This window comes from Paramicrobacterium humi, from assembly GCF_900105715.1.
In the GTDB taxonomy this organism is placed as follows: Bacteria; Actinomycetota; Actinomycetes; order Actinomycetales; family Microbacteriaceae; genus Paramicrobacterium; species Paramicrobacterium humi.
This window is the reverse complement of the sequence record NZ_FNRY01000001.1, coordinates 1,991,986-2,017,411: the sequence shown is the minus strand read 5'-3', so window position 1 is coordinate 2,017,411 and position 25,426 is coordinate 1,991,986. Positions and strand designations below refer to the sequence as shown.

At 68.1% G+C, this 25,426-nt stretch carries 23 protein-coding genes; 5 read left to right on the top strand and 18 right to left on the bottom strand.

From position 1 onward, the window contains the following. Positions 1–20: 20 nt before the first annotated feature. From BLV49_RS09990 to BLV49_RS09980, 3 genes are read right to left on the bottom strand one after another with little or no spacing between them, the layout of a single operon-like run. Positions 21–875: a carbohydrate ABC transporter permease gene (locus BLV49_RS09990; RefSeq protein WP_434061470.1), complete on the bottom strand. Its 855-nt coding sequence runs from the start codon at positions 873–875 to the stop codon at positions 21–23. Positions 876–889: 14 nt separating this feature from the next. Next, positions 890–1,900, bottom strand: coding sequence for a carbohydrate ABC transporter permease (locus BLV49_RS09985; RefSeq protein WP_091183433.1), 1,011 nt, complete (start codon positions 1,898–1,900; stop codon positions 890–892). A gap of 11 nt (positions 1,901–1,911) precedes the next feature. Then, on the bottom strand, positions 1,912–3,204 hold the full coding sequence (locus BLV49_RS09980) for an ABC transporter substrate-binding protein (RefSeq protein WP_091183430.1): 1,293 nt from the start codon (positions 3,202–3,204) through the stop codon (positions 1,912–1,914). Between the two features lie 187 nt (positions 3,205–3,391). Between BLV49_RS09980 and BLV49_RS09975 the strand changes: the two genes are divergently transcribed. Next, positions 3,392–4,396, top strand: coding sequence for a LacI family DNA-binding transcriptional regulator (locus tag BLV49_RS09975; protein WP_091183427.1), 1,005 nt, complete (start codon positions 3,392–3,394; stop codon positions 4,394–4,396). 5 nt (positions 4,397–4,401) lie between these two features. On the opposite strand, the gene BLV49_RS09970 is transcribed toward BLV49_RS09975, so the two are convergent. Further along, positions 4,402–4,791, bottom strand: a complete 390-nt coding sequence (locus BLV49_RS09970; RefSeq protein ID WP_091183424.1) for a RidA family protein — start codon at positions 4,789–4,791, stop codon at positions 4,402–4,404. Positions 4,792–4,925: 134 nt separating this feature from the next. Between BLV49_RS09970 and BLV49_RS09965 the strand changes: the two genes are divergently transcribed. Both BLV49_RS09965 and BLV49_RS09960 read left to right on the top strand, forming a co-directional pair. Further along, a complete protein-coding gene (locus tag BLV49_RS09965; protein ID WP_091183422.1) occupies positions 4,926–5,837 on the top strand; it encodes an ABC transporter ATP-binding protein in 912 nt (303 codons plus the stop codon). Beyond that, positions 5,834–6,703, top strand: coding sequence for an ABC transporter permease subunit (locus BLV49_RS09960; RefSeq protein WP_091183419.1), 870 nt, complete (start codon positions 5,834–5,836; stop codon positions 6,701–6,703). The genes BLV49_RS09965 and BLV49_RS09960 overlap by 4 nt, the downstream gene beginning before the upstream one ends. Before the next feature lie 65 nt (positions 6,704–6,768). On the opposite strand, the gene BLV49_RS09955 is transcribed toward BLV49_RS09960, so the two are convergent. The 7 genes from BLV49_RS09955 to BLV49_RS09925 form a co-directional block, all read right to left on the bottom strand. After that, positions 6,769–8,043: a multidrug effflux MFS transporter gene (locus BLV49_RS09955; protein WP_176980808.1), complete on the bottom strand. Its 1,275-nt coding sequence runs from the start codon at positions 8,041–8,043 to the stop codon at positions 6,769–6,771. A gap of 44 nt (positions 8,044–8,087) precedes the next feature. Beyond that, entirely contained in the window at positions 8,088–9,257 is a 1,170-nt protein-coding gene (locus BLV49_RS09950; RefSeq protein WP_245723607.1) for an ROK family transcriptional regulator, read from the bottom strand. A 9-nt stretch (positions 9,258–9,266) separates the two neighbouring features. Next, on the bottom strand, positions 9,267–10,292 hold the full coding sequence (locus BLV49_RS09945; RefSeq protein ID WP_091183411.1) for a LacI family DNA-binding transcriptional regulator: 1,026 nt from the start codon (positions 10,290–10,292) through the stop codon (positions 9,267–9,269). A 56-nt stretch (positions 10,293–10,348) separates the two neighbouring features. Continuing rightward, entirely contained in the window at positions 10,349–12,655 is a 2,307-nt protein-coding gene (gene yicI / locus BLV49_RS09940; RefSeq protein ID WP_091183408.1) for an alpha-xylosidase, read from the bottom strand. Next, a complete protein-coding gene (locus tag BLV49_RS09935; RefSeq protein ID WP_091183405.1) occupies positions 12,656–13,537 on the bottom strand; it encodes a carbohydrate ABC transporter permease in 882 nt (293 codons plus the stop codon). Beyond that, on the bottom strand, positions 13,537–14,511 hold the full coding sequence (locus tag BLV49_RS09930) for a carbohydrate ABC transporter permease (RefSeq protein ID WP_091183403.1): 975 nt from the start codon (positions 14,509–14,511) through the stop codon (positions 13,537–13,539). The genes BLV49_RS09935 and BLV49_RS09930 overlap by 1 nt, the downstream gene beginning before the upstream one ends. A gap of 82 nt (positions 14,512–14,593) precedes the next feature. Continuing rightward, positions 14,594–15,883, bottom strand: a complete 1,290-nt coding sequence (locus BLV49_RS09925; RefSeq protein WP_091183399.1) for an ABC transporter substrate-binding protein — start codon at positions 15,881–15,883, stop codon at positions 14,594–14,596. 210 nt (positions 15,884–16,093) lie between these two features. Here BLV49_RS09925 and BLV49_RS09920 point away from each other — a divergent pair, with 210 nt between their 5' ends. Next, entirely contained in the window at positions 16,094–17,056 is a 963-nt protein-coding gene (locus BLV49_RS09920) for an acetylxylan esterase (protein ID WP_091183396.1), read from the top strand. A gap of 97 nt (positions 17,057–17,153) precedes the next feature. Here BLV49_RS09920 and BLV49_RS09915 read toward each other — a convergent pair whose 3' ends face one another. From BLV49_RS09915 to BLV49_RS09885, 7 genes are all read right to left on the bottom strand, one after another. Further along, positions 17,154–18,233 carry a Gfo/Idh/MocA family protein gene (locus tag BLV49_RS09915; RefSeq protein WP_091183392.1) on the bottom strand — a complete coding sequence of 360 codons (1,080 nt, stop codon included), beginning with the start codon at positions 18,231–18,233 and terminating at the stop codon, positions 17,154–17,156. Further along, complete coding sequence (locus tag BLV49_RS09910) at positions 18,218–18,922, bottom strand: ThuA domain-containing protein (RefSeq protein WP_091183390.1); 705 nt, start codon at positions 18,920–18,922, stop codon at positions 18,218–18,220. Before BLV49_RS09910 ends, BLV49_RS09915 begins: the two co-directional genes overlap by 16 nt. Positions 18,923–18,936: 14 nt before the next feature. Next, on the bottom strand, positions 18,937–19,947 hold the full coding sequence (locus tag BLV49_RS09905; RefSeq protein WP_091183387.1) for a sugar phosphate isomerase/epimerase family protein: 1,011 nt from the start codon (positions 19,945–19,947) through the stop codon (positions 18,937–18,939). Positions 19,948–19,972: 25 nt separating this feature from the next. After that, a complete protein-coding gene (locus tag BLV49_RS09900) occupies positions 19,973–21,160 on the bottom strand; it encodes a Gfo/Idh/MocA family protein (RefSeq protein ID WP_245723606.1) in 1,188 nt (395 codons plus the stop codon). Continuing rightward, positions 21,157–21,984 carry a carbohydrate ABC transporter permease gene (locus BLV49_RS09895; RefSeq protein WP_091183379.1) on the bottom strand — a complete coding sequence of 276 codons (828 nt, stop codon included), beginning with the start codon at positions 21,982–21,984 and terminating at the stop codon, positions 21,157–21,159. Before BLV49_RS09895 ends, BLV49_RS09900 begins: the two co-directional genes overlap by 4 nt. Beyond that, positions 21,981–22,826 carry a carbohydrate ABC transporter permease gene (locus BLV49_RS09890; RefSeq protein WP_091187164.1) on the bottom strand — a complete coding sequence of 282 codons (846 nt, stop codon included), beginning with the start codon at positions 22,824–22,826 and terminating at the stop codon, positions 21,981–21,983. The genes BLV49_RS09895 and BLV49_RS09890 overlap by 4 nt, the downstream gene beginning before the upstream one ends. Positions 22,827–22,909: 83 nt before the next feature. Further along, positions 22,910–24,214, bottom strand: coding sequence for an extracellular solute-binding protein (locus tag BLV49_RS09885; protein WP_245723605.1), 1,305 nt, complete (start codon positions 24,212–24,214; stop codon positions 22,910–22,912). 164 nt (positions 24,215–24,378) lie between these two features. Here BLV49_RS09885 and BLV49_RS09880 point away from each other — a divergent pair, with 164 nt between their 5' ends. Then, on the top strand, positions 24,379–25,392 hold the full coding sequence (locus BLV49_RS09880; RefSeq protein WP_091183376.1) for a LacI family DNA-binding transcriptional regulator: 1,014 nt from the start codon (positions 24,379–24,381) through the stop codon (positions 25,390–25,392). The last annotated feature ends 34 nt before the right edge of the window (positions 25,393–25,426 follow it).

Below are 25,426 nucleotides of genomic sequence, written 5' to 3'. Positions count from 1 at the left end.
GCGGTGACGGCGCTGACACGTCAGCCCTTGACCGCGCCGGTGAGACCGCCGACGATGCGACGCTCGAACAGGCTGAAGAACACGAGCGCGGGAATCATCGACAGCGAGGTGAAGGCGAGCACCTTCGCCGTGTCCACCGAGTACTGGGACGCGAAGGCCTGCACGCCGAGCGGCAGCGTGAACGTGGACGCGTCGTTGAGGATGAACAGGGGAAGGATGTACCCGTTCCAGCTGCCGATGAAGGCGAGGATCCCGGTCGTGATGACGCCGGGGACCGCGAGGGGCACGACCATGCGCCAGAAGAAGCCGAGCCGGGAGCAGCCGTCGATGAACGCGGCCTCTTCGATCTCGCTCGGAATCGCGCGGAGGAAGGGCACGAGGATGATGATCGTCGTCGGGAGCGCGAACGCGATCTGCGGGAGGATGACTCCCGCGAGCGAGTTCATGAGCCCGAGGTTCTTCACAACGAGGTACAGCGGCGTGATCGCGACGGTGATCGGAAACATGAGTCCCGCGGCGAAGATGGCGTACAGCACGCCGCTCGCCCGGAATCGGTACCGCGCGATCACGTAGCTCGCGGCGAGACCGAGCACGACGGCCCCGAGCGTCGTGCCGAGCGCCGCGATCGTCGAGTTGAGCACTTGCTGCCAGAACACGCTGCCGAACAGAACCGTGAGGTAGTTGCCGATCTCCCAGGGCGCAGGGAACCCGGAGGGGTCGGTCGTGATCTGCGCGTTCGTGCGGAACCCGCCGAGGATGATGTAGGCGATCGGCGCGAGCATGAGCGCTATCACGACGAGCGCGACGAAGTAGACGACGGGACTTCCCCACGCGAGCTTGGGGCGGCCTCGGCGAGCGCCAAGGCTCATGCGCATGGTCGACGTGGCCATCAGCCGTTCCTTTCCGTGAGAGCGCCTGCCGTGTCGCGTCGAAGCACGAAACGCTGGTAGACGAGAGCGACGACGAGCGAGATGAGGAACAGGACGACGGCGACTGCGTTGCCGTAGCCGTAGCTTCCCGCGTTGCGTCCGTTGGCGACCATGTAGGTGGCCATCGTGGAGGTTCCCGCCGTGGAGGCGACGTACTGGCCCCAGACGATGTAGACGAGGTCGAACAGTTGAAGCGATCCGATGATCGACAGGAAGGCCCAGATGCGCAGCGTCGGCCCGAGGAGCGGGAACATGATCTGGCGCTGGATCTGCCAGTAGGAGGCGCCGTCGATCTGGGCGGCCTCGGTGAGCTCGTCGGGGATGCCCTGCAGCCCGGCGAGGAAGATGATGACGGCGAAGCCGACGTACTTCCACGTGATGATGAGCATGAGCGTCCAGATCGCGATGTTCGGGTCGGCGAGCCAGTCGGTCGCGAGAGAGCCGAGGCCGATCTTCTCGAGGAAGCTGTTGAGCGCTCCGGTGGTCTGGAGCATGAGGCTCCAGCCGGTTCCGACGACGACTTCCGAGATCACGTACGGGACGAAGATGAGGACCCGGATGAGCGATTGGCCGCGCATCCGGCGGTTGAGAAGCAAGGCGAGCAGAATCGCCGCGGGACCCTGCAGGACGAGCGAGAGCACGACGATGATGCCGTTGTGCATGAGCGCTTCCTGGAACGACGGGTCCTGGATGATCGTGATGTAGTTCTGCAGCCCGACGAAGTCGGTGGCGGGCCCGTAGCCGTGCCAGCGGAAGAACCCGTAGTACGCCGCCATGACGACGGGGTAGATGACGAAGGCGAGGAACATGACGAGCGCCGGCCCGACGAGGAGCACGATCTCAAGTCGAGTCCTCCACCCCAGCGGGGCGCGGCGGCGCCTGGCCGGGGGCGGCGTGGGAACGCCTCCCCCGGCAGACGTCTCAGTCACGTTCGCTCGCCGCGAGGACGAGGGGATCGCGCGAGCGGTCATGACGTGGTGCCTTATCCCTTCTTGAGCGCGTTCGTCACGCCATCGACGATGCCTTGCGGCGTGCCCTTGCCGGCGAGCATGTCGACGACTGCGACGTTGAGCGCGTTGCCGACGTTCTGCCCGAGCAGGGTGTCGAGCCAGACCGAGACGTAGGCGGCGTCGTTGTACGAGGCCAGCACGTCCTTGAGCGCGGGGTCCGTGACGACGCCCTGCGCCTCCTGGCTTGCGGGGAGGGTGACGAACGCGTCGGCGTAGCCTTCCTGGTTCTTCTTCTCGGCGATGAAGTTGAGGAAGTCGGCGCACTGCTCGGGCGCGTTGACCCAGCAGGTGAAGCCGTCGACGCCGCCCATCATCGCGCTCGGGTCGCCTTCACCTTGCGCGGTGGCGGGGAACGGGAACCAGCCGAGGTCCGGCAGCGGCTTCTTGTCGGGAGTCAGGGAGGCGATCACGCCCGGGTCCCACGCGCCCATGAGCTCCATCGCCGCCTTGTGGTTGGCGACCAGTCCGGCGGAGCTTCCCGCGCCCTGCTGGGCGGAGGTGGTCAGGAAGCCCTTGTTGAACGGGTCGGTCTTGGAGAACTTCTGCAGGTCCTCGCCCGCGCGAAGCCAGCACTCGTCGTCGAAGTTCGGGTCGCTCGCGGCCTTCGCGATGACGTCCTGGGAGCATTCACGCAGCGCGAAGAAGTAGTACCAGTGCGCGGCGGGCCACGCGTCCTTCGCGCCGAGCGCGATCGGGTCGATACCGGCGTCCTTCAGCTTCGTGACCGCGTCGTCGAGGTCGGCCATCGTCTTCGGCGTGTCCGTGATCCCGGCCTGCTTGAACAGATCCTTGCTGTAATAGATGCCGCCCGGGAGGATCGACGTCGGTACGCCGTAGATCTTCCCGTCGACCGAGAGCGAGCTGAGCGCCGCGTCGCCGAGGGCGTTCTTCGTGTCATCCGTCAGCTTGTCCGTGATGTCCATCGCCTGCCCGGCCGCGACGACCGCCGCGAGCTTTCCGCCGCCGCGCGCCATGAAGATGTCCGGCGCGTCGCCCGAGTTGAGGGCGGTCTGAAGCTTGCCGTCCATGTCCTCGTTCTGGATGGACTGGATCTTGATCGTCACGCCCGGATTGGCGTCTTCGAACGCCTTTGCCGTGTCGGCCCAGTACTGCTTGCCCGGCCCGGTCGTCGAGTTGTGCCAGAAGGTCATGGTGACGTCGCCGCCATCGCCGCCATCACCTGAGCCTGAACTGCTGCATCCACTCAGCACGAGTGCTCCAGCCAGAAGCGCTGCAGACCCGGCGAGAATCTTTCTTGCCTTCATGTCTCACCTTTTCTCTTCGTTGAGCGACGTCCCTCTGAAGGGAGGACGCGGTGCGTGCGGGCGAGGGGCCCGCCGTTAGAATCCGCGCAGTCGTAGCTGTGAGCGCGCGATCATTGACTCGATGATGACAATCCGTCGGAAACCTGTCAAACGTTTTCGAAAACCTTTTCCATGCTATCGTCCTGACATGGCTCGACGAGCGACAATCCACGACGTGGCGAGAGAGGCCGGCGTCTCCGTCGCGACCGTCTCCAAGGCGGTGAACGGACGCTACGGCATCGCGGCCGACACGGCTCGCCGCGTGATGGACGCGGTCGAGAAGCTCGGCTATGCCTCCAGTCTCGTCGCGAGCAGCATGCGCTCCCGGCACACGGGCGTGATCGGCGTGCTCGTCGCCGATTTCGAACCGTTCAGCGCCGAGATCCTCAAGGGCGTCGGAGCGGCCCTGCACGATTCCGAGCTCGACCTTCTCGCCTACAGCGGTTCACGCCAGCGCGACAGCGAGGGCTGGGAGCGACGCTCCCTCAGTCGCCTGAGCGGGACTCTCATCGACGGCGCCATCATGGTCACTCCGACCGTCGTCGGCGCGAGCTCCGACATCCCCATCGTCGCTATCGACCCGCACACGGGACGCGCGGATCTGCCGACAGTCGAATCCGACAACTTCGGCGGCGCCCTCCAGGCGACACGCCACCTCATCCAGCTCGGCCACCGGCGCATCGGGTTCGTCGCGGGCCGCCCCGACCTGCGCTCCTCGTCGCTGCGCGAGGCCGGCTATCGCCAGGCGCTGAGCGATGCCGGAATCGCCTTCGATCCGGCTCTTGTGCGCGTCGGACGATATGAACCGGATGCCGCTCGCGAGCGCACCGGCTCGTTGCTCGCGAGCGCCGACCGCCCGACCGCGGTCTTCGCTGCCAACGACATCTCGGCCATCGCGGTGCACGAGCTCGCGACGAGCCTCGGGCTCTCCGTCCCCCGCGACCTCTCGATCGTGGGCTTCGATGACGTCCCCGAGGCGGCACGCCGCGCCGTTCCGCTCACGACGGTGCGGCAGTCCATGCAGCGACTCGGCGAGGAGGCGCTCTCGATGCTGCTCACGCTCATGGACGGGCACACGCCGGAGAACACGCACATCCGGCTGCCGACGGCGCTCGTCGTGCGAGCGACGACCGCTCCTCCCCCTGAGGGCTGAGCGGGTCAGCGCTCGGGGACGACGGCGACAGCGTCGATCTCCACGAGAGCACCGGGCTTCGCGGGCGTCACGGCGAGCACCGTCACTGCTGTGCGCCGGCCGCCCCACACCGACGCGGTCGCGGCGTACGCTTCCGTCGGGTCGACTCCGCTCGCGAGGTAGATCGTGAGCTTGACGACGTACTCGGGCCCGCTGCCCGCCTCGGCGAGCACGGCGAGCAGGTTCCGCAGCGCCTGCTCCGTCTGCGAACCGAGGCCATCGAGCAGGGCCCCGTGGCCATCGACGCCGTTCTGACCGCCGACGTACAGCGTGCGACCGGGCGGGGCGATCATGCCGTGGGCAAAGGCGGGGCTCGTCGCCAGGTGGGGCGGATCGACGGGAAGGGGAAGAGTCATATCGTCTCCGTTCGCTCGCGGTCTGCTCAAGTATGCGATGCGCCACCGACGCTGTCACATGTCATCCGGGCGTCGCGCCATGTCACTCTGTCGGCTGACGCGCGGCCGGGAGCGGCATCCGTAACGTTGAGGTCATGATCGAACTCCAGCACCTGAGCAAACGGTACGGTTCAAAACTGGCCGTCGACGACATCACGACAACGATCCGGCCCGGCGTCGTCACGGGCTTTCTCGGACCGAACGGTGCCGGCAAGTCCACGACGATGCGCATGATCATGGGGCTCGACCGGCCGCTGTCGGGCTCGGCCCTCATCGGCGGGAAGCCGTACGTGGAGCACGCCGCTCCCCTGCGCGAGGTCGGCGCTCTGCTCGAGGCCAAGGCCGTTCACACGGGCCGCACCGCGTTCAACCACTTGCTCGCCCTCGCGGCGACCCACGGCATCTCCAAGAAGCGCGTCACCGAGGTCATCGAGCTGACGGGGCTCGGTCCCGTCGCGAACAAGCGCGTCGGCGGCTTCTCGCTCGGCATGGGCCAGCGCCTCGGCATCGCCGCGGCGCTGCTCGGCGACCCCCACACGCTGATTCTCGACGAGCCCGTGAACGGGCTTGACCCGGAAGGCGTGCTGTGGGTGCGCGGCCTCACTCGGCATCTGGCGAGCGAAGGACGCACCGTCTTCCTCTCCTCGCACCTCATGAGCGAGATGGCGCAGACCGCCGATCACGTGATCGTGCTCGGTCGCGGTCGCATCCTCGCCGACGCGCCGATCGGCGAGCTGCTCGCCGCGTCGCACGGCAACCTCGTGCACGTGCGCACGCCGCAGGCGACCGCGCTCGCGGAGACGCTCGCCGGCCCCGATGTCACCGTCAACCCGCTCGACGACGGGCTGCTCGCCGTCGCGGGGCTTGAGGCCCGCCAGATCGGCGAGGCCGCCGCGGCGGCCGGCATAGTGCTGCACGAGCTCACCCCTGTCGGCGCCTCGCTCGAGGACGCCTACCTTGAACTGACGCATGACGCCGTCGAGTACCGTTCGGAGGACGCACGATGACCACCGCAGTCGCCACCCCCACCTCGCCGCTCGACGGCATCCGCCTTCGCTTCAGCGGCCTGCTGCGCTCGGAGTGGATCAAGCTGCGCAGCCTGCGCTCCACGCTCTGGTGCTATCTGCTCATCATCCTCGCGACAGCGGGCTTCGCGGCGCTCATGGCGCTGTCTTCCAACGTCGGCGGGGATGTTCTGCCGCAGGCGACGCAGAACGCGATGACCGTGCAGTATCTGACCGTCGGCGGCAACTTCACGTCGCTGATCGCAGCGGTGCTCGGGGTTCTCGTCATCAGCGGCGAGTACACGACCGGAATGATCCGCACGACCTACACGGCCGCGCCGGGGCGCTTGAGCGCGTATGCCGCGAAAGCCGTCGTGCTCACGGTCGTCACCTTCATCGTCGGGCTCGCCTCGATCGCGGCGGCGCTCGCGGTCTCGCTCCCGCTGTTCGCCGCGAACGGCGTCTCGCCCGATCTCGGCGACCCGGCCGTCGCGCTGCCTCTTGTCGGCGCAGCGGGCTTCCTCGCCCTGATCGCGCTTCTGTCGTTCTCGCTCGGCGCGATCCTGCGCAACTCGGCGGGCGGCATCGCCGCGGCCGTCGGACTCCTGTTCGTCGCGCCGATCGGCATCAGCCTCGTCGGCGGATTCACGGGAGCCGCCTGGGCGCAGAACATCGGCACGATCCTGCCGGGCAACGTGGGCGCCGCCCTGTACGCCTACACCGGAGAGGGCTCCGGACCGGCCCCGGAGCCGGGCGTCGTCGACGGCGTGCTCGTTCTCGATCAGACGTGGTCGCTCGTCGTGTTCGCCGCGTGGATCGTGGTCGGCCTGGTTCTCGGCGCCATTCTGACGAAGCGCCGCGACGTGTAGCGGCATCCGAACAGCGAGACGCCCGCCCGGTTCATCCGAGCGGGCGTCGTCGCGTTCGCGATCGGCTAGTCGCTGAGCGCGGGCACCGAGCGCGGCCGCACGATCGCCCACAGGGAGGCGATCGACACGACAGCCGTTCCGGCCATCACCGACGACATCGTCTGCGTGCTCACCCCGAGCGCGCCGACGAGCGGCGAGGTGATGCCGGCGACGCCGAAGTTGAGCGCGCCGAGCAGAGACGCCGCGGTCCCCGCCTCGTGGCCGTGGTTCACGAGGCCGAGCACTTGCACGGCCGGGAAGCTGAATCCGCACGCCATGATGTAGAAGAACAGCGGGATGAGCACTCCGAGCAGGCCGGCGTCGGTCGTGGCGAGAATGAACATGGATGCCGCTGACAGCAGCTGCACGATCGTCGTCGTCGCGAGCACCCACTGCGGGCCGTACCAGCGCATGAGCCGCGATGAGATCTGCACGCCGATGACGACGCCGAGCGAGTTCACGCCGAACAGCAGGCCATACTGCTGCGCGTCGAGCGCGTAGAGCTCCTGGAAAAGGAACGGCGAGCTCGACAGGTACGAGAACAGGCCGGAGAAGTTCATGGCGCCCATGATGGCGACGCCGACGAAGATGCGGTCGCCGAAGACATTGCGATAGCGCTCGAGGGTCGTGCTGTGCCCCTTCCCGACGCGGCGCTCGGTCGGGAGGGTCTCGACGATGAACGCGGCGACGCAGGAGACGACGACGATGCCGTAGGCCGCGAGGAACCAGAACAGCCCGCGCCAGGGCATGAGCAGCAGCAGCTGCGAGCCGATGACGGGAGCGAGGATCGGCGCGAGGCCGTTCACAAGAGCGAGGCGCGACAGCATCCGCACGAGCGGCTTGCCGCCGAACAGGTCGCGCACCATCGCCATCGCGACGACGCCGCCCGCCGCCGCTCCCGCACCCTGCAGCACGCGGAACACCGTGAGGACGATGACGTCTTGCGAGACGGAGGCGGCGAGGCTCGCGAACACGTGCACGCTCGTCGCGATGATGAGCGGCAGCCGACGACCTACCTTGTCGCTCCACGGCCCCATGAACAGCTGACCGACGGCGAAACCGATCGTCGTTCCCGTGAGGGTGAGCTGGATCACCGAGTCCGGGACCCCGAACTCCTCGGTGAGCACGGGGAACGCGGGCAGGTACAGGTCGATCGTGAAGGGGCCGAGCGCGGTGAGGCCGCCGAGCACGAGGATGTAGACGAGCCTCTGACGGCCGGTGAGCGCGTCACCGGGATGCACGACGGTGGTCACGAGGGGTGTCCTGCCTCTAGTGGTGCCAGTGTGGAAAGCGGATGCCATCGGTCGAGCCGCAACCCGACTCGAATCGATTCGAGAGTCCTACTTTACTGGATGCCGGAGCCGCGCCGCGCCGCCGGATCCGACAGCACGTTCTGGAACACGAGCTCCGCCGCGCCGATGACGAGGATCTCGTCGCCGAGAGCGGCGCGCGTGATCGCGACGTCCTCGAAGGCGGGCCCGAGCGTCTGCAGTCCGACGAGCCGCGTCATCTGCTCGGTGCGGGCGGCGTGCAGGCTGCCGAGGAAGCCGCCGAGCACGACGAGCGCGGGGTTCAGGATGTTTATCGCGTTCCGCAGCGCCGTCGAGAGCATGTCGACCTGCCGGTCGATCTCCTCGACGGCGTCGGCGTCGGTCGCGGACAGAAGCGCGGCCTCGAGCTGATCGGCGTCAGCGACCCCGAGACCGAGCGCCTCGAGCAGCCGGGCCCGATTGACCTCGTCCTCGAGGGCGGCGCCGGGAACGGCCGCGCCGGCGACGCGCGTGTGGCCGAATTCGCCGGCGAATCCGCCGATGCCGCCGAGCAGCTCACCGCCGAAGATCATCCCGCCGCCGATGCCGCTCGCGCCGCCGTTGAGGTAGATGAGGTCGGTGACGCCGTTCCCCGCTCCGAAGAGTCTCTCGGCGACCGCGCCGAGGCTCGCGTCGTTGCCGGCCCACGCGGGAAGTCCCGTCGCTTCGCGCAGCATCTCGGCGATCGGGACGTCCTGCCAGCCGAGGTGCGGGGCGAGCCGCACGACACCGTCGGCGCTGTGCACGAGGCCGGGGACCGCCGCCCCGAGACCCAGCACGGCCGCTCCGGTCGGGAGCTCGTCTCGGAGCTCGGCGACGAGGCTCGCCGTCATGCGTACGGCCTCGCTCGGGCTCGGGGCGGCCTCGACTTCCCGGCGCACGAGGGAGCGCACCGACATGTCGAGGCCGACGACGGCGACGGTGATGGCGTCGATCTCGGGGTTCACGGCGAGGGCGACAGCGTTGCGGTTCGCCGTGACGAGCGGCGAGGGGCGGCCGACCTTGCGGGTCGCATCGGGCGAGAGCTCGACAGCGAGGCCGAGCTCGGTGAGCTCGGTGACGAGGGCTGCGACGGTTGACCGGTTGAGTCCCGTGAGCGCGGTCAGTTCTGAGCGCGACAGCGGACCGTCGCGGTGCACAAGGCCGATGACGGTCGACAGGTTGTGCCGGCGGACGGTGTCGAGGTTGTTGCCGCGAACTGCCACAGTCAGACTCTAGCGAGCGTCGCGCAGGTCGGGGACGGGAGCCGTCGAGCCGTGCTCGCTGTAGTGCGGCGGTACGAGCTCGACGTGCGGTCCCTCCGCTCCCGCGATCTGCTCGACGACGAGCTCGACGGCGCGCACGCACGTCTCGGCGGCCACGAGCGGGATGACGTCGAGCGGCGGGTGGAATCGCGTCGTGTCGAAGCTCGAGCACGCCGAGATGACCGAGAGGTCTTCGGGCACGCGCACGCCGCGGTCGGCGAGGATGTCGAGAACGGAGGCCTGGATCGGCTCCTCGCAATTGAGAACGAGCCCCGTCATGTCGGGCTGCTTCTCGAACAGCTCGTCGAGAGCCGCGCGGACCCCGACCGGGCCGTGCCCCGGCATGGCGAAGGCTGCGTCGACGCCGAGCGCAGACGCGGCGTCGAGGAAGCCGGCGCGGAAGCGGTGCGGGAAGTTCGAGCCGCGCGCGTAGATCTGCTCCGGGTGGCCGAGGAGTCCGATGCGGCGGTGCCCCAGGTCCGCGAGGCGACGCACCGACTGCTCGGCCGCGGCGCGGAAGTCGAGGTCGACGCACACGAGCTCCTCGGTGTCGTCGGGAATCCCGATGACGACAGCGGGGATGTCGAGCTCCCGCAGCAGCTTCGTGCGCTCGTCGTCCTTCGACACGTCGAGGACGATCACCCCGTCGACGAGGCGGCTCGCCGCGACCCGGCGCAGTCCCTTCGTGGCCTCGTCCTCTGTGAGCAGCAGCACGTCGTAGTCGTACGCGCGGGCCGCGCGCGTCACGGCGAGCACGAACGCCATGTGCGCGGGCTCGTACGTGCCGGAATGCAGCGGGGCGGTCACGGCGAAGATGTTCGTCCGCGTGCTCGCGAGCATGCGCGCACCCGCGTTCGGCCGGTAGCCGAGCTCGCGCACCGCGTCGGCGATGCGCCGCCGGGTCTCCTCCCCGATCGACCGTTTGCCGCTCAGCGCGTACGAGACGGTGCTGATCGACACGCCGGCCGCCTTCGCGACATCGTGAATGTTCGCCAACGCTCCCCCATCCGCTCCGACCGGCGCTTTCGCCCCGCTCGGAGTCTAGAACACCATCACCGTCCCGCCGGAGCGGCGCTCTCCCACGTCCACGCGCCCGTCGCGTCCGACGTCACGGCGACGCTCTCGCCGTCCCATGTCGCGTGGAACGTCGCGGCCCCTCCCTCGGGAGTGGTCACCGTCACATCGCGACCGCCCGCTCCGCCGCCGGGGAACACCTTCACGGTGAGCCCGTCGAGGTAGTCGTAGTCGGGTCGGTCGGCGCGCGCGCCGACCGGAATGACGGAGCCCTCGCGCACCCACAGCGGGATGCTGTCGAAGCCGTGCGTCTCGGTGCGCCACACGCCGCCGTCTGCGCTCTCCCCTGTGAGGTAGTTGGTCCAGCGCCCCGCGGGCAGGTAGTACTGCACCTCGCCGGTCGCGCTGAACACGGGAGCGACGAGGAGGCTGTCGCCGATCATGTACTGCCGGTCGAGGTTGTCGACGGCGGGGTCGCCCGCGAACTCGAGCTGCATGGGCCGCATGAACGGAAGCCCCGTCGCGTGCGCCTCGAGGCCCACCTGGTAGAGGTAGGGCATGAGCTCGAGCTTGAGCCGTGTGAAGCGGCGCGTCACGTCGACGGCGCTCTGGCCGGCCTCCTCCGTGCCGTCGTCGAACAGCCACGGCACGCGGTAGCTCGTCGAGCCGTGCAGCCGGGAGTGGCTCGAGAGCAGCCCGAAGGCGACCCAGCGCTTGAAGACCGCGGCATCCGGCATGCCCTCGAACCCGCCGATGTCGTGGCTCCAGAAGCCGAAGCCGCTCATCGCGAGCGAGAGGCCGCCGCGCAGGGTCTCCGCCATCGACTCGAACGACGACGAGTTGTCGCCGCCCCAGTGCACGGGCATCTGCTGGCCACCCGCCGTCGCGCTTCGCGCGAACAGCACGGCCTCGCCCTCGCCGCGGAACTCCTCGAGCACGTCGAACACGGCCCGGTTGTAGAGCTGCGTGTAGAGGTTGTGCATGATGCCGGGGTCCGTGCCGTCATGCCAGACGACGTCGGTCGGGATGCGCTCGCCGAAGTCGGTCTTGATCGCATCCACGCCCTGCTCGAGAAGCGCGCGCAGCTTGCCCTGGTACCACGCGACGGCGGCGGGGTTTGTGAAGTCGACGAGCGCCATGCCCGCCTGCCACATGTCCCACTGCCAGATGTCGCCGTTCGGCTTCTTCACGAGGAAGTCGCCCGCGACGGCCTCGTCGTACGCGGAGCCGCGCTGCGCGATGTACGGGTTCATCCACACGCTGATGCGCAGGTCCTTGTCGTGCAGGCGACGAAGCATTCCGTCGGGGTCGGGGAACACGCGCGCGTCCCACTCGAAGTCCGTCCAGTTGAACTCGCGCATCCAGAAGCAGTCGAAGTGGAACACCGAGAGCGGCAGGTCGCGGCTCGCCATGCCGTCGATGAAGCTCGACACGGTCTTCTCGTCGTAGTCGGTCGTGAAGCTCGTCGAGAGCCACAGCCCGTACGACCACGCCGGAACCTTCGCCGGCCGACCGGTGAGGCGCGTGTACCGCTCGAGCACGTCCTTCGGCGTCGGCCCGTCGATGACGAGGTACTCGAGCACCTCGCCCGCGACCGAGAACTGCACTTGCTCGACGGCCTCGCTGCCCACCTCGAACGACACGTGCTCGGGGTGATTCACGAGCACCCCGTAGCCGCGGTTCGTGAGATAGAACGGGACGTTCTTGTACGACTGCTCGCTCGAGGTTCCGCCGTCGGCGTTCCAGATGTCGACGCTCTGCCCGTTCTTCACGAACGGGCCGAAGCGCTCCCCCAGTCCGTAGACGAGCTCCCCGACGCCGAGCGACAGCTGACTGTGCAGGTATCGGGATGCCGTGGGGCGACCGTTCTCGGACGCGCCCACTTCGCCGACCGGCTCGACCGCGAGAGCGGCATCCGCCCCCGCGTCGATGCGGCCGATCGACTTCGCCCCGCTTCGCGTGAGCACGCGGCCCGCGGATTCGAACGCGAGGTTCCACGGCGTCCCCGCGGTGACGCGCGCCGTGAGCGACCCGCTCGTCAGCACGCCCTCCGACTCGGACACCCGGATGTCGACCGCGGGGTCCGTCGCGCCGACGAGTTCGAAGCCGCGGTCGTGCGCGGAGCCGCGGTGGTTCTCGATGCGCACGCGAACGACGCCCTCGAGCGGGCTCGAGAGGGTCACCGTGAGCGCGGGCCGGTTGAGCGTGTCACCGCGCGTGGCGATCACCCGGGTCGGCGCGGTGACGCGCACCCTGTCGCCGATGTGCTCGATGTCGTGCGCCTCCTGGGCGTAGAGGGCGTCGATGCCTGGCCGGATCTGCCAGAATCCGTCGGTGAACTTCATTTACTTGACTGCTCCTGCGGTGATGCCCCGAGTGAGGGTGCGTTGGAAGATGAGGAAGAAGATGAGCGTGGGGATCAGGCCGAGCAGCGCCGAGGCGCTCGTCGTGGTCACGTCCATGAGCCGGTCGCCCTGCAGCACCGTGATCGCCACGGGCACGGTCTGTGTCGCGTTGCTCACGAGGAAGGTGAGCGGGATCAGGAACTCGTTCCAGGTCCAGATGAAGAAGAAGATGAGCAGAACGCTCAGCGTCGGCCGCGAGATGGGGAAGACCACGTTCCAGAGGATGCGCCAGCGGCTCGCGCCGTCGAGGGATGCCGCCTCGAGCAGCTCCTTCGGGAACGTGCCGTACACCGACGCGAGCAAGTAGGTGCCGAACGCGGACTGGATGACGGTGAAGATGATGATCACGGCCCACTGGCTGTCGTACAGCCCGACCTGCTTGAACATGAAGTACAGCGGGTAGAGCAGCACCTCCTGCGGCAGCATGTTCGCGAGCAGGATGAGCACGACGATCCACGTGCGCCCCTTGATGCGGCCGATGCCGAGCGCGAACGCGTTGAACATCGAGATCACGACGGCGAACACGGCGACGAGGCCGGAGATGAAGACGCTGTTCCACAGCTTCTCGGGGAAGTTGACGCGCTCCCAGAACTTGACGATGCCGTCGGTGTAGATCTCCGTCGGCAGGGCGAGCGGGCCGGAGGCGTTGTAGTCGGCGGGCGACTTGAACGAGTTGATGAGGATCATCAGGAACGGCACGGCGATGAAGAAGCCGATCACGATCGCGATCGCGAGGATCAGCCAGTCGCCCGCGGTCTTGCGGTTCTTTCCGCCGGGACGGCGCTTCTGCGCGGTTCCGGTCGTCATCATGACGGTGGCCATCAGCGCTCCTCCTCCTTGCGCTCGAGTTTCGTCTGAAACGAGATGAACACGACGCTCACGATCGCGATCACGACGGTGAGGGCCGTCGCGATCGTGGCTCCGTAGCCGACCTGCTGCGACTGGAAGAACTCGCTGTACGCGTAGTACGCGGGAACGATCGTCGAGGTTCCGGGGCCGCCGCGCGTGAGCGCGTAGACGGGGCCGAACACCTTGAGCGCCGCGATCGTGCAGGTGAGCACGACGACGAACACCTCGGGTCGGATGATGCTGATGGTGATGGAGCGGAAGCGCTGGAACCAGTTCGCGCCGTCGAGCTCCGCCGCCTCGTAGAGTTCCGGATCGACGCGCTGCAGCGCCGCCATGAAGATCACGACCGGGTAGCCGAGCTGCACCCAGATCATGATGACCATGATGCTGATGAGCGCGGTGTCGGGGCTGCCGAGCCAGTTGTGCTGCAGGTTCTCGAGGCCGACGGCGCCGAGCACGTTGTTGAGGGCGCCGTTCTGCGGGCGCAGGATCCAGCCGATCACGATCGCGGCGATGACCGAGGGCAGGATCTGCGGCAGGTAGTAGGTCGCGCGTAGGAAGCTCGCGAGCTTGCCGCCGAACTTGCGGCCGATGAGGTCGAAGAGCATGGCCGCGAGCACGAGGCCGAGCACGGTCGGCAGGATCACCATCGCGAGGATCATCGCGATCGAGTTGCCGAACGAGGTCCAGAACGTCGCGTCGCCGAAGAGCTTCACCCAGTTGTCGAGCCCCGTCCACTCCGGCGGCTTGATGCCGCGGTAGTCGGTGAACGACAAGTAGACGTTCCAGCCGAGCGGGATGACGATGATGACGGCGAGCAGGGCGAGGCCGGGAATGAGGTAGAGCCAGTACGACTTCCTCGAGGCGCCGGGAATCAGTCCGGCCGGGGTGCGCTGTCGCGAGCGCGCGCTGCCGGCAGTGCGCGACTGCACATCTGCAATGGCCATGGGGTCCTCCGCGTGGGTGGTTGTGCGGTGAGGGAAGGCAGGGGCGGATGCCGCGGGGCGAGGCCCCGCGGCATCAGGGCTGTCAGCCGACGATCTGGTCGACGCCTGACTGGTACTTCTCGCCGAGCTCCTTCTGCACGGCGGCCGGGTCCTTCGAACCGTTGAGCAGCTCCTGGAGTCCCGCGTTCAGCTCGTCGTAGAACGTCGGCGTGGGCCAGTCGGGGTAGAAGGCGATGCCGTCGCGCTCGGTGAGCGTGTTGAAGTTGGCGATGAGCTCCTGGCTCTTCGGGTCGCTGATGTCGGCCGGGTCGGCTGCCACGGGCACGCCGCCGTTGTTGCCGATGAGCGCCTGGATCTCGGGGCGCATCGTGATGTCGATGAACTTGTACGCGAGGTCCTTGTTCTGCGCCTTCTCGGGCACGACCCACATGTTGCCGGCCGAGCCGGGCGACATCTCGGCGCCGGGGAACAGGAACGTGCCCCAGTCGTCGCTCATCTCGGTCGTGAAGCGGTTGTACCACCAGCTGCCCGAGAAGAAGATCGGGTAGGTGCCGTTGATGAACGCCGTGCCGGCGTCTTCGGCCTTGAGCCCGGTGGATTCCTTCGAGATGTAGCCCTTGTCGGTCCATTCCTTGATGGTCTGGGTCGCGAAGCTCAGCTCCGGACCGGAGAAGTCGACGTCGTCGGCGTAGAGCTGGTACGCGTCGACGAAGTCACGGTCGGCCTTTGTGAGGGCGAGCTGGTACCAGAGCTGGCCGAGCGGATACTCGGCGGCGGCCTCGGCGAGCGGCGTCACGCCCTCGTCGGCGAAGGCCTGCATGACGTCCTCGAGCTCGTCGAGCGTCGTCGGGACCTCGAGACCCGCCTTCGCGAACATATCCTTGTTGTAGTAGACCTCGACGTACTCGCCGTAGTTGGGCACGCCGTACCAGCTGCCCGAGCCCATGATGCCGTTCTCGTCGTACTTCGCCGTCGTCTGCAGCGAGGGAGCGAGCTTGTCGGCCCAGCCGTACTCGTCGACGGCGTCGTCGAGGCTCGAGAGCAGTCCCTGGCTCGAGAGCAGGCCCGCTGTCGCGTTGCCCTTGTTGTACTCGAGGATGTCGGGCGCCTCGTTGGAGTTGAGCACCTGGCTCGCCGTGGAGCGGATCTGCTCGAAGCTCTTCGCCTCGAACTCGACGGTCGCGCCGGTCTCCTTCTCGAAGGTCTTGATCGCCTCGTTCCAGGCGATGCCCATGGCGGAGTCTTCGCTCTCGAAGTGCCACAGGGTCAGGGTGTTCTCATCGTGCTGGGCTCCCGCCGAGCAGCCGGAGAGCAGCAGGGCGCCGAGGCCAAGCGCGGCGATGCCCGCCGCGGCCTTCGGATGACGTTTCACGGTTTACCTCCTTGTAAGGGCCGGCGAGCCGGCGCATGCGCGGCCGAAACGTGGTGTCTAAACGTTTCGATTGAGTGGGCGAAAGCGAGTCTAAACGCTTCGACGATCGTTCTGCAAGTGATTTGTCGTGTTAAACCACAAACCGACCGTCCGACCGGTCCGACTCCCGGTACTGTTGACTCGATTCCGACGACAGGAGAACGCACGCCGATGTTCGTTGACATGCCCGAGGCCGACCTGCCCGAGTACAGCAGCTCGCAGGTCGAGCCGGCCGATTTCGACGCGTTCTGGACGCAGACCCTGCAGGAGGCGCGCGAAGCGGCATCCGCCCCCGTTCTGACCCCGGTCGACACGGGGCTCGCAACGATCGACACCTACGACGTCACGTTCTCCGGCTATGCGGGGCAGCCCGTCAAGGCGTGGCTGCGCGTGCCGCGCGGCGCGGCCGGCCCGCTGCCCGCGGTCGTGGAGTACGTCGGCTATGGCGGCGGCCGCGGCCACGAGCTCGACAACCTGCTGTGGGCATCGGCCGGATTCGCGCACCTGCTGATGGACACGCGCGGGCAGGGCTCCGGCTGGGCGACCGGCGACACGCCAGACCCCGACGGGACGGGGCCGCAGTACCCGGGCGTCATGACGCGCGGCATCGACTCGCGCGAGAGCTACTACTACCGCCGCGTGTTCGCCGACGCCGTGCGCGCCTTCGAGACCGCGCGCGAGCTCGAGCTCGTCGACGCCGCGCGCGTCGCCGTGACGGGCGGCAGCCAGGGCGGCGGCATCGCGATCGCCGTCGCGGGGCTCGTTCCCGAGGTCGCGGCGGCGGCGCCCTACGTGCCGTTCCTGTGCGACTTCCCGCGGGCCACGGTGATCACCGACGGCTTCCCCTACAAGGAGATCGGCAACTATCTCGCGGTGCACCGCGAGAAGGTCGAGCGGGCGCACGCGGTGCTCGCCTACTTCGACGGCGTCAACTTCGCCCGCCGCGCGAGCGCGCCGACGCTGTTCTCGGCGAGCCTCATGGACGACACCTGCCCGCCGTCGACGATCTACGGCGCCTTCAACGAGTGGCGCGGCGAGAAGCGCGTGAACCTGTGGCGCTACAACGGGCACGAGGGCGGCGGCATCCTCGACCGGCAGAACGCGCTGCGCTTCTTCCGCGAGCGCCTCGGCTGACGCCTGCGGGCGGTGGGTGCCGTTCCGCTGTCGCGAAGTGCTCCATGAAATCGATGCCACGTCGCACTTCGTGACGGCTGAAGCTCGCGAGCACCGCTCAGCGCAGCGGCACCGCCTCGGGGCGCTCGACCGTGCTGCCGATCTCGACCACGGCGTGCTCGCGGCCGGCGCGCAGGATCGCGTCCATGACCTCGAGCACGTGGAACGCGAGCTCGCCCGACGCGCGGTGCGGCCGGCTCTCGGCGATCGCGTCGGCAAGGTCGGCGAGCCCGATGCCGCGACCGCCGTCGCGGTAGCCCGCAGCGTCCTCGAGCGGCGTCCACTCGGGCACGTCGGGCGTCCACACCTCGCCGACCTTCGAGAAGTGGTTGGGGTCGGGCACCGCGAGCGTGCCCGCCGTGCCGTACACCTCGAACAGCGGCGCGCGCGTCGCCCACACCTCGAAGCTCATCGTCACCGTCGCGGTCACGCCGCTGGAGTGCTCGAGCAGCGCCGTGATGTGCGTGTCGACGTCGACGGGCACGGGCTGCCCCGCGAGCGGACCGGTCGCGACGGCGCGCTCACGCTGCGAGCGCCGCACGGTTCCCGAGACGCGGGCGACGGGACCGAAGAGCGTGACGAGGCTCGTGAGGTAGTACGGCCCCATGTCGAACAGGGGCCCGCCGCCCGGCTGGTAGTAGAACTGCGGAGCGGGATGCCACAGCTCGTGGCCGGCGGCGCTCCAGTGCACGGATGCCGCGACGGCCTCGCCGATGCGGCCCGCGTCGAGAGCGCGCCGCGCGGACTGCACTCCGGTGCCGAGCACGGTGTCGGGAGCGCAGCCGACGCGGAGCCCCTTCTCGTGCGCGAGGTCGAGCAGCGGCGCGGCCTCCTCGGGGCTCAGCGCGAGCGGCTTCTCGCCGTACACGTGCTTTCCCGCTTCGAGGGCGCGGCGCGCGATCTCCGCGTGCGCGGCGGGAATCGTGAGGTTGAGCACGACGTCGACGTCGGGGCTCGCGAGCAGCTCGTCGACGCTGAGCGCGGTGACGCCCTGCGCCGTCGCGGCCTGCTCGGCGCGAGCGGCATCCATGTCGGCGACGGCCGTGAGCCGAAGCTGCGGAAGCGCGGGGAGCTGCGCGAAGTACTGTGCGCTGATGTTGCCGACGCCGATGACGCCGACCCTCAGCGCGCCGCCCACAGAAGTCCCCTCTCCACAATCGTGCGGACGTTCGCGTCGTCGAGTACCTCGAGCCGGTGCCCGGCCGTGCAGACGAAGATGCGACCGGCTCCCCACTCGCGGGTCCACACCGACGGCGTCGTCACGGGGCGGTGCCACGGGTCGAACTCGCGCGCCGCGACAGTCGTCGTCGCGAGCACGTCGTTGTAGTCGTCGGACAGCACCCAGTACTGCTCGGTCTCGAGCTCGAAGTCGCTGAGCCCGGCGACGATGGGGTGACCGGCGCGCTCGGGCACGATGTTGATCGTGTGCCGGATGTAGTTGTCGGCCTGCTCGCCCTTCAGCTGATCCTTCGGCGCCTTCGCCGCGTGGTGCGCGAACTGGCCGCCGATCATCTGCAGGTAGTCGGCGCTGTTGCGGTACGCGTCGGCGATGCCGCCGTGCCAGCCGCCGAGCCCGGTGCCGTTCTTCACGGCGCCGATGAGCCCCGCGAGCTCGTCGTCGCCGATCGTGCTCATCGTGTTGGTCTGCACGATGAGATCGACGGATGCCAGGTACGCGGCGTCCATGTAGACCATCGTGTTCTCTTCGACGCGCACCTCGAAGCCGTTCCGCTCGAGGAACGGGATGACGCTGTCGGTGGTCTCGACGGGCTGGTGGCCGTCCCAGCCGCCCCTCACGATGAGGGCATTCTTGCGTGTGTCGCTCATGGCTCTGCTTCCTGTCAGTTCTTGCTCGAGAACGCCGCGTCGAAGGCGGCCTCGGGAGGGGTGATCTCGGCGAGCGCGCGCACGAACGCGAGCGCCTCGGGGCCGCCGACGAGGCGGTCCATGCCGGCGTCCTCCCACTCGACGCTCGTCGGGCCGGCGTAGCCGATGTGGTTGAGGGTGCGGAAGATCGGCTCCCACGGCACGTCGCCGTGGCCGGTGGAGACGAAGTCCCAGCCGCGCCGCGGGTCCCCCCACGGCAAGTGCGAGCTGAGCCGGCCGTTGCGACCGCCCTGAAGCTGCACCACCGATTCCTTGCAGTGCACGTGGTAGATCTTCGACGCGAAGTCGAGGAGGAATGTCACGGGGTCGACCTGCTGCCACACGAAGTGGCTCGGGTCGAAGTTGAAGCCGAAGCTCTCGCGGTCGCCGATCGCCTCGAGGGCGCGCCTGGCGGTCCAGTAGTCGTAGGCGATCTCCGACGGGTGCACTTCGAGCGCGAACCGCACCCCGACCTCGTCGAAGACGTCGAGGATCGGGTTCCAGCGGTCCGCGAAGTCCTGGTACCCCGCGTCGATCATGCCGTCGGGAACGGGCGGGAAGCCGGCGACGGTCTTCCAGATCTTCGAGCCGCTGAACCCCGTCACCACACGTGCGCCGAGCGCCGCCGCCGCCCGCGCCGTCTCCGCCATCTCCTCGGCGGCGCGCTGCCGCACGCCCTCGGCATCCCCGTCGCCCCACACGTGGGCGGGAAGAATACCCTGGTGCCGCTCGTCGATCGGGTCGTCGCACACCGCCTGCCCCACGAGATGGTTCGAGATCGCGAAGACCTGCAGGCCGTTGCGCTCGAGGATCTCCTGCCGCTCGCGAACGTAGTCGGGGTCGGATGTCGCCCGGCGGACGTCGAGATGGTCTCCCCAGCTCGCGATCTCGAGGCCGTCATAGCCCCACTCGCCGGCGAGGCGGGCGACCTCCTCGAACGGCAGGTCGGCCCACTGGCCTGTGAAAAGGGTGATCGGACGCGCCATTGCTCTCTCCTCTCGATTCTCGTGTTCAGGCTTCACGCCAGGTCGATGCGTTCTCGGCGCTGCGCTCGACGGCATCCAGAACCCGCTGCACTTGCGCGGCGTCGGCGAACGACGGCGTCGGCTGGCGGCCAGCCGCGATGTCGTTCACGAGGTCGACGACCTGGTGCGTGAATCCGTGCTCGTAGCCGAGACCGTGGCCGGTCGGCCACCAGTGGCCGACGTACGGGTGCTCGGGCTCGGTGACGATGATGCGGCGGAAGCCGATGGCCTCGGCATCGTCGCGGGCGTCGTAGTAGTGCACGATGTTGGACTCCTCGAAGTCGAACGCGATCGATCCTTCGCTTCCGTTGACCTCGAGACGCATGGCGTTCTTGCGTCCGAGCGCGAAGCGCGTCGCCTCGAACACGCCGATCGCGCCGTCGGAGAAGCGCGCGCTGAAGATCGCGGCGTCGTCGACGGTGACGGGGCCCTTCTCGGCATCCGCGTCAGCACCGTGGCCGCCGAGTCCGACGAACTCGCCGCCGACGGGACGCTCGGTGACGAACGTGTGCGTGAGGGCGGAGACGCCCTCGATCCGCTGCCCTGTGACCCACTGCGCGAGGTCGATGCTGTGCGCGCCGATGTCGCCGAGCGCCCCGCTTCCCGCCTTCTCCTTGTCGAGCCGCCAGGTCAGCGGCGCGTTCTCGTCGCTCAGCCAGTCCTGCAGGTACTGGGCGCGGATGTGGCGGATGCTGCCAAGCCGACCCTCGTCGACGAACCGCTTGGCGAGGGTCAGCGCGGGCGTGCGGCGGTAGGTGAAGCCGCACATCGCGAGGACGCCGTTCTCGGCGGCGCGCGCCGCGGCCTCCGCCATCTCCTCCGCTTCGGCGAGGGAGTTCGCGAGCGGCTTCTCGCACAGCACGTGCTTGCCCGCGGCGAGCGCGGCGAGCGCGATCTCCTTGTGCGTGTCGCCGGGGGTGCAGATGTCGATCAAGTCGATGTCGTCGCGCTCGATGAGGCGACGCCAGTCGGTCTCGACCGAATTCCAGCCCATTCGCTCGGCCGCTTCGCGAACCGCTTGCTCATTGCGGCCCGCGACGGCCGTGAGCTCGGGCGTCATAGGCAGGTCGAAGAACCGGTGGGCGGTTCGCCACGCGTGCGAGTGCGCGGCTCCCATGAACGCGTAGCCGACCATCCCGACCCGCAGCTTGTTCGCCATTGTCTCTCCCGTCATTTTCCGAATCCCGCGGTGAGCCCGCTCACGAGCTGCCGTCGGCCCAGCGCGTACAGGACGACGATGGGCAGCGCCGACAGCGTGACCGCGGCGAGCACGGCGGGAATGTTTATCTGGAACTCACCTTGGTACGCCCAGAGTGAAAGGGGAAGCACCCGCGTGTCGGCGCTCTGCGTGAGAACGAGCGGAAACAGGAATCCGTTCCACACGTTGAGCCCGTCGTAGATCGCGACGGTGATGATCGCCGGCTTCGCCAGCGGCACGACTAGGCTGAGCAGCATCCGCCAGTCCCCCGCGCCGTCCATGTGCATCGACTCGAACAGCTCGCCCGGAATATCGCGCATGAAGTTCACGAGGATGAGGACCGTGATCGGGATCGCGAAGGCGATCGAGGGCAGGATGAGCGCGAGCAGACTGTCATACAGGCGCAGCTGCGTGATCATGTAGTAGATCGGGATGATCGTCGCCTGCAGCGGAATTGCGATTCCGAGCAGGATGAGCGCGAACGAGTTCTTCGCGAACCGGCTCCGACTGCGCACGACGTAGTAGGCGGCCATGACGCACACGATGAGCACGACCGCGACGGTCGAGACCGTCACGATGACGCTGTTCATGAAGTAGAGGGCGAAGTCGTTCTGTAGCACCGTCAGGTACGCCTCGAGAGTGGGCTCGGCGGGCGGGATGAGCGGGTTCTCGGTGAAGAACGAGGACTGCTTGCGGATGCTCGTGACGACGACGTAGTAGATCGGCACGATGATGATCGCGAGCCACACCCAGCCGAGCAGCCCGCCGATGATGTTCGGTCGTGTTCTCACTGCGCTCATGCGCCCTCCATCTGGCTCTCCATGCGGCTCGCCCCGCTCATCCGGTTGAGGATGAGCGAGAGCGTCAGGCCGACGGCGACGAGGATGACGGCGATCACGCTCGCCCGTCCCATGTCGAAACTGCGGAATCCGACGAGATACATGTCGAGCGGGAGGATGCGCGTCGCGTTGCCCGGCCCGCCCGCCGTGAGCACGTAGATCAGGTCGAAGTAGGTCAGCGAGCCGACGAGCATGAGCGTCGACGACGTGACGATCGTGTAGCGCAGCTGCGGGATCGTGATCGCCCAGAACCGCCGCATGACGCTCGCGCCGTCGATCATGGCCGCCTCGTAGAGGCTCACCGGGATCTGCTTGACGCCCGCCTGGTAGAGGAGCGTGTGGAACGGGATGAAGCTCCACGCGATGACGAAGAGCACGACGCCGAGCGCGAGCTTCGGGTCGCCGAGCCAGTTCTGCGCCAGGATGTCGAGGCCGAGCGCGCTGCCGAGGCCGAAGTTCGGGTCGAGAAGCGACTTGAACGCGATGGCGACGGCTGCCGCGGAGAACACGAGCGGGAGGAAGTAGAGCACGGACAGCACCGCGCGATACCGCTGACGGCCGGCCGTGAACACGCCGAGGAGAAGGCTGATCGGCGCCTGGATCAGCCAGCTCGCGATCATCACGACGAAGCTGAGCCACGCGGCGTTCCCGGTCTCGGGAGAGCTGAGCGTGCGCAGCCAGTTGTCGATGCCCGCCCACGTCGGCGTGCCGAGGCCGTCCCAGCTCATGAAGCTCAGCACGAGCACGCCGACGAGCGGGATGAGCGCGAACACGGCGAAGAACACGAGCGCGGGGATCACCATGACGGGGCTGGGCCCGCGACGCGAGCGCGTCGCCGGCCGCGCCCCGTCGCGCGTGACGAGCCGTTCGGTGACGGTTGTCACCACTAGAGCGTCCCGTTCATGGCGTCGGCGAACTGCTGCGGAGTCGACTTGCCCAGGAACACCAGGTCGAGGTTGGTCAGAAGCTCTTGCGCCTGGGCGGGCCGGAGCGCCTGGTCCCACGACAGCTGGAAGTGCGGCGCGTTCTTGACGAGGTCGTACGCGAAGGTCAGGAAGTCGGCGTTGTCGGACTTCGCGAGCGCGTCTTCCAAGCCGGCGACGGGCGGAACGCCTCCGCCATCGATGAGCTGCTGGGTGTAGTCGTCGGAGAACACCATCTCATCGAGATAGGACGTGACGGTCTTCTGCACATCCTCGGACGCGTCCGCGCTCACCGACCAGTAGTTGGCCGGGTTCCCGACGATGTCGGCCGGGTCGCCCGCGCCGCCCTCGATGGTGGGGAAGCTCGTCGTGGCGAGGCCGCCGCGGTCGACGAAGTCAGGGGCGTCGGTGAGGAACGATGAGTACAGCCAGCTGCCCTGCAGCAGCATCGCGGCCTTGCCGGTGTGCAGGAGGGCGGCATCCGCCCGTGTGTCCGCCACGACGGAGCCGAAGCCGTTTCCGAACGCGCCGCGGTCGACGAGCTCCTGGATCTTCTCGAGGGCCTCGATGATCGCGGGGTTCGACCACGCGTCGTCCTCTCCCGCGAGGACGGCGTTGAACGCCTCCGGCCCGCCGATGCGATCGGTCAGGTACTGGATCCACATGAGCTCGGGCCACTTCGATGCTCCCGCGAGGGCGAACGGCGTGACGCCGGCGTCCACGAACGCGTCGACGGCGGAGAGGAGCTCGTCCCACGTCTTCGGCACCTCGACGCCGACCTCGTCGAACAGCTCGGTGTTGTAGTAGAGGACGACGGGCTGGCTCTGGGAGTTGGGAACCGCATAGAGCTTGTCGCCGATCATTCCGTTCTTGACGACGGAGGGCAGCACGCGAGCGACGAGATCGTCGACCTTCCCGGTCAAGTCGACGACTTTGCCTTTGTCGACGTAGTCGGCGAGGGTGCCGCCGCCCCAGCCGAAGACGAGGCTCGGCCCGGTTCCCGCCCCGATCGCGGTGCGGACCTTCTCCTTGTACGCGTCGTTGTTGAACCATTCGACGGCGATCTCGGAGTCGGGGTTCTCGCTGTTCCAGGTCTCGAAGGACTTCTTCCAGATCTGCTCGTGCACGCTTCCGGTCGTCGCCCATGCGCTCGCCTCGGCCGCCGAGCTCTCACCGGGCCCGCTCGTGCCACAGCCTGTCAGCGCCATTGCGGCTGCCGCCAGAAGCGCCGTGCCGAGCGTCAGTCTCCTTCGCGAGTGAACCATCATCCGCCCTCTCTCTTCGTTGAGTGTTGCAGTGAAAATATTTCCGCAGGTATTTCTGTCCCGTTTCGAGAGAGTAGCAGAGCGATCAGCGGGCGACAAGAGGAATGTCGAGGGCTCTGCGGAAGCAGAACGCGGTATAGAGTCGAAATAGTTTCTAAGGAGGTCACATGGAGGTGACGCGGCCCACGCTGCAGACCGTCGCCGAACTCGCCGGCGTCTCGGCAGCCACGGCATCCAAAGTGCTCAACGAGCGTGGCGGGATCGCCGAGAGCACGCGGCGCCGCGTTCTCGACGCAATCGCGCAGACCGGTTACCGGCGCAGCATCCAGGCGGCCCCCGATCGCCGCCCGGCGATCGTTGCGGCCTCCCGAGGGTTCGACTCCGCCTATGCGGCGAGCATCGTCGACGGCATGGTGAAGGCCGTCGCCCCGCTGGGCCTCGATCTCGTGATCAAGCTCGCCCCTGCTCTTGACAGCGACTCGGGCACATCGGACGCGTGGCTCGCCGACATCGCGGACACGACCGGTCTCGTCATGCTCACCGGAACCCTCAGCGACGCGACGATCACGACCGCGGAGTCAGCCGGGGTCCCGATCGTGATGATCGATCCGATCGACACGCGAGACGGCCGGGTCGTGTCGATCGGCGCGACGAACTGGGACGGCGGCCGCACGGCGACCGAGCACCTGATCGGCCTCGGTCACGAGCGGGTCGCGTGGATCGGCGGGCTCGCCGGCTCCATCCCGTCCATTGAACGTCACCAGGGCTACATCACCGCGATGCAGACCGCCGGGCTTCCGATCGACGAGGCGCTCATCGCGAGCGGCGACTACACGTTCCTCACCGGCTACGGCAGTGCCCGTCCCCTGCTTGAACGACACGCACCCCCCACGGGATTCGTGTGCGGCAACGACGAGATCGCCCTTGGGGTGATCCAGGCCGCACGCGAGGCCGGGCTCACCGTGCCGCGCGACGTGTCGGTCGTCGGCTTCGACGACACAGCGGCCGCCCGCCGCGCGACGCCGCAGCTGACGACGATCCGGCAGCCGCTTCCCGGCATGGGGGCCATGGCCGTCGAGACGGTGCTGAGCCTCGCGCGGGGAGCGACTCCGCCCTCGATGCACATCCAGCTCGCGACCACCCTCATCGTGCGCGAGTCGACGGCTGCACCACGGGCCTGATCTGCCGCTGTCCGCGTAACCGCATATGGTGGTG

Excerpts from the sequence above, each read along its gene's own strand:
- BLV49_RS09935 (WP_091183405.1), bottom strand. The coding sequence starts at position 13,537 with ATGGCCACCGTCATGATGACGACCGGAACCGCGCAGAAGCGCCGTCCC.
- BLV49_RS09900 (WP_245723606.1), bottom strand. The coding sequence starts at position 21,160 with ATGACGGGAGAGACAATGGCGAACAAGCTGCGGGTCGGGATGGTCGGC.
- BLV49_RS09890 (WP_091187164.1), bottom strand. The coding sequence starts at position 22,826 with ATGGTGATCCCCGCGCTCGTGTTCTTCGCCGTGTTCGCGCTCATCCCG.
- BLV49_RS09975 (WP_091183427.1), top strand. The coding sequence starts at position 3,392 with ATGGCTCGACGAGCGACAATCCACGACGTGGCGAGAGAGGCCGGCGTC.
- BLV49_RS09920 (WP_091183396.1), top strand. The coding sequence starts at position 16,094 with ATGTTCGTTGACATGCCCGAGGCCGACCTGCCCGAGTACAGCAGCTCG.
- BLV49_RS09880 (WP_091183376.1), top strand. The coding sequence starts at position 24,379 with ATGGAGGTGACGCGGCCCACGCTGCAGACCGTCGCCGAACTCGCCGGC.
- BLV49_RS09955 (WP_176980808.1), bottom strand. The coding sequence starts at position 8,043 with ATGGCATCCGCTTTCCACACTGGCACCACTAGAGGCAGGACACCCCTC.
- BLV49_RS09910 (WP_091183390.1), bottom strand. The coding sequence starts at position 18,922 with ATGAGCGACACACGCAAGAATGCCCTCATCGTGAGGGGCGGCTGGGAC.
- BLV49_RS09965 (WP_091183422.1), top strand. The coding sequence starts at position 4,926 with ATGATCGAACTCCAGCACCTGAGCAAACGGTACGGTTCAAAACTGGCC.
- BLV49_RS09930 (WP_091183403.1), bottom strand. The coding sequence starts at position 14,511 with ATGGCCATTGCAGATGTGCAGTCGCGCACTGCCGGCAGCGCGCGCTCG.
- BLV49_RS09960 (WP_091183419.1), top strand. The coding sequence starts at position 5,834 with ATGACCACCGCAGTCGCCACCCCCACCTCGCCGCTCGACGGCATCCGC.
- BLV49_RS09990 (WP_434061470.1), bottom strand. The coding sequence starts at position 875 with ATGCGCATGAGCCTTGGCGCTCGCCGAGGCCGCCCCAAGCTCGCGTGG.
- BLV49_RS09980 (WP_091183430.1), bottom strand. The coding sequence starts at position 3,204 with ATGAAGGCAAGAAAGATTCTCGCCGGGTCTGCAGCGCTTCTGGCTGGA.
- BLV49_RS09885 (WP_245723605.1), bottom strand. The coding sequence starts at position 24,214 with ATGATGGTTCACTCGCGAAGGAGACTGACGCTCGGCACGGCGCTTCTG.
- BLV49_RS09985 (WP_091183433.1), bottom strand. The coding sequence starts at position 1,900 with ATGACCGCTCGCGCGATCCCCTCGTCCTCGCGGCGAGCGAACGTGACT.
- BLV49_RS09905 (WP_091183387.1), bottom strand. The coding sequence starts at position 19,947 with ATGGCGCGTCCGATCACCCTTTTCACAGGCCAGTGGGCCGACCTGCCG.
- yicI (WP_091183408.1), bottom strand. The coding sequence starts at position 12,655 with ATGAAGTTCACCGACGGATTCTGGCAGATCCGGCCAGGCATCGACGCC.
- BLV49_RS09895 (WP_091183379.1), bottom strand. The coding sequence starts at position 21,984 with ATGAGCGCAGTGAGAACACGACCGAACATCATCGGCGGGCTGCTCGGC.
- BLV49_RS09970 (WP_091183424.1), bottom strand. The coding sequence starts at position 4,791 with ATGACTCTTCCCCTTCCCGTCGATCCGCCCCACCTGGCGACGAGCCCC.